Origin of the sequence: Devosia sp. (assembly GCF_036676215.1) — a bacterium.
Taxonomy (GTDB): domain Bacteria; phylum Pseudomonadota; class Alphaproteobacteria; order Rhizobiales; family Devosiaceae; genus Devosia.
The window spans coordinates 1-2,341 of sequence record NZ_JAKFDJ010000081.1 but is presented as its reverse complement, the minus strand read 5'-3'; the positions used below and the strand labels follow the sequence as shown (position 1 = coordinate 2,341).

Genomic DNA, 2,341 nt, shown 5'->3' with positions numbered 1-2,341 from the left:
ATGCCCGTGGTGGCCGAACCGCTGTTGAAGTGCCGGTCGATCTCGTCGATCACGCCCACAAGGCACTGGTTGAGGTCGACGAAGGCTTCGCGCTGGCGGTCCTGGGCGAGGGCAAAGAGCTGCTGCTCGATCGCCTCCTGCACCTCCAGGCTCTTGGCGCCTGGTTCGGAGGCCGTGCGGCTGCATTCGTAGCCGAGCTGGATCAGCCGGCGCAAGTGGGCGCGCTCGCGGACGATCTTCGCATAGGCCTTGATATTGGCCACCGAGGGTGTGTTCTTCGCCAGTTCACCGAGGTAGGCGAGCCCGCCGATTTCGTCCAGCTCGTGGACCTGCTCGGCTACGGTCACCACGTCGAAGGGGGTGTCGTTCTGGGCCAGGTTGGCGATGGACTGGAACAGCAGGCGATGGTCGTGGCGGAAGAAATCCTTGTCCGTGAGCTGGTCGGCCACTAGATCCCAGGTGCTGTTATCCAGCATCAGTCCGCCGAGCACGCCTTGCTCGGCTTCGATGGAGTGGGGAGGGGCAATTTCGAGCAGGCTCATACGGCTTCCTCCCCGACCCACACGCCATAGGCGCGCACCAAATAGTCGTAGGCCAACGAGCGCTCGTCGCTACCGTTGGAGGAGAAACCGTCGGCACGTGGATTGGCGAAGAAGTTCTGCAACCGTGCCGCGTCGGCGATGAAGCCGCGCAGCACGGTTTCCGGGAGTTGCTTGAGCTCCGCGCAGAGCTGGAGGAACTCGGCCGGTACGTCGAGGTTGATCCGCTCGCTGCGATCCTCGACGAAGTCGCCGTTGAGGCCTGGGATCAGCCCGCGTGGTGCCAGGAAACCACGGGGCCGGTGCTGGTTGCGCCAGCCGGTGCAGGGAATGTTGCGGCGCGTGGGCGCGGGGTCGAACAGGTCGAGCTCGTAGGCGCGGCGCAGGGTCTGGTCCAGATATGGGGTGAAGCGATAGAGCCAGCGGCCTCCTGCATCCGGGCAGCGGGTGGCCTGAACCACACCGACCTTGCCGATATTTCGGCTCTCATGTGGGCAGGGGGTTGCTCCCTGCGTTGGGCGTACGGGCGTCGGGAAGGTGGGAAGGCGTTTCTGCTCGGCCTCGTACTCGAACACCAGATAGCCGTCCGCATTAGCGTCGAACAGGACCGCATCGAAAAAGACCAGCGCGTTCATTGCTCGATCCCTCCCAATGGCAGGGCCAGCAGGTTGCCGCCGACTTCGGTGATTGCCGGCGCCCACTGGGGAAACAGCTCGCTGGCGAAAGCGCGCATGGTCTCCAGTGCGGACGGTGCGCGGCGACCCCGTGGGCGGCGCGCCTCGACCCGGTGCGCGGGCTGGCCCAGGGTGGCGGCCTGGCGGTAGGCGACGATGCTGGGGATGACGGTGTCGAGCACCGAGATGGTCGGCTCTTCGGCGAAGGTCTGGCGCAGGCTGTACATGATCATCCGCGCGTCGGCCGAGACGGAGTCGGTGCGGTTGAGCACGATGCTGAGCGGCGGCGGCTCGATGCCCAGGCGACGGAAAGGGGCGAGGTCCTGCAGCAGCTTGAGCGTGCCGCGGCGCAGCTCACGGGCGGCGAGCATTTCCGGGATGATCGGCGACAGGGCGCGGTCGGAGGCTAGGATGGCCATTTCCAGCAGCACGCTGCGCGCGCCCTGGGTGTCGATCAGGATCAGGTCGTAATGCGGGCGGAAGTGATCGAGCAGGTGATGCAGGCGTAGACGGCCGTCGGGAGCATGCAACAGAAGCGTAGTCAGTTGGCCCTGCTCATCGTTGGACAGAATGAGGTCGAGATTGGGGATGGCGGTGCGCGAGACGATCCGCTCGAGGCCTGTCTCGTTGAGGGCGATCAGCTCATAGACGCCGCCGGGGGCTTCGTAGGTGAGATCGAAGTAGCTGGAGAGGGTGGGCTGGATATCTAAGTCCAGCAATAACACGCGCTTGCCGGCATCGGCGAGTAGACCGCCAAGGTTCGCCGCCGCGGTAGTTTTGCCGACACCGCCCTTGGTGGAGATGACAGAAATGACGTACATGACACTTGCCTCCTATTCCGGATGGAAATGGAAGGCTGCATGCATGTACCTAAGAGGTATCTCAGCTGCGCTGAGAGGCCTCTCCGCGAACGGTGCCCAGGCCCGTAGTCAGTTGGGTTTCGGTCGGATTTCCGCCGAGGGGAACCTTTCACGGCCAGCCCTGGTACTGCGGGGCTTGGAAAGGTGGTGCCGGCACCAGGAGTCGAACCCGGGACCTACTGATTACAAGTCAGTTGCTCTACCAGCTGAGCTATACCGGCACGGAAGGGCCGCCATTATATCCATTCGTTTGCTTGAGTAAAGCCGT

The 2,341-nt window shown here is 64.0% G+C and carries 3 protein-coding genes and 1 tRNA gene; all 4 read right to left on the bottom strand.

All coding sequences use genetic code 11. The features are described 5' to 3' along the window. Positions 1-542: DnaB-like helicase N-terminal domain-containing protein (locus tag V6M52_RS08815; protein WP_332700748.1), on the bottom strand; the 542-nt coding region annotated here is incomplete at its 3' end. Then, a complete protein-coding gene (locus V6M52_RS08810) occupies positions 539-1,174 on the bottom strand; it encodes a hypothetical protein (RefSeq protein WP_332700747.1) in 636 nt (211 codons plus the stop codon). The genes V6M52_RS08815 and V6M52_RS08810, both read right to left, overlap by 4 nt. Continuing rightward, positions 1,171-2,034 (bottom strand): ParA family protein, encoded by an 864-nt coding sequence (locus V6M52_RS08805; RefSeq protein ID WP_442881837.1) that lies wholly within the window; start codon positions 2,032-2,034, stop codon positions 1,171-1,173. The genes V6M52_RS08810 and V6M52_RS08805 overlap by 4 nt, the downstream gene beginning before the upstream one ends. A gap of 184 nt (positions 2,035-2,218) precedes the next feature. Next, positions 2,219-2,294, bottom strand: a tRNA-Thr gene (locus V6M52_RS08800). Positions 2,295-2,341 lie beyond the last annotated feature (47 nt).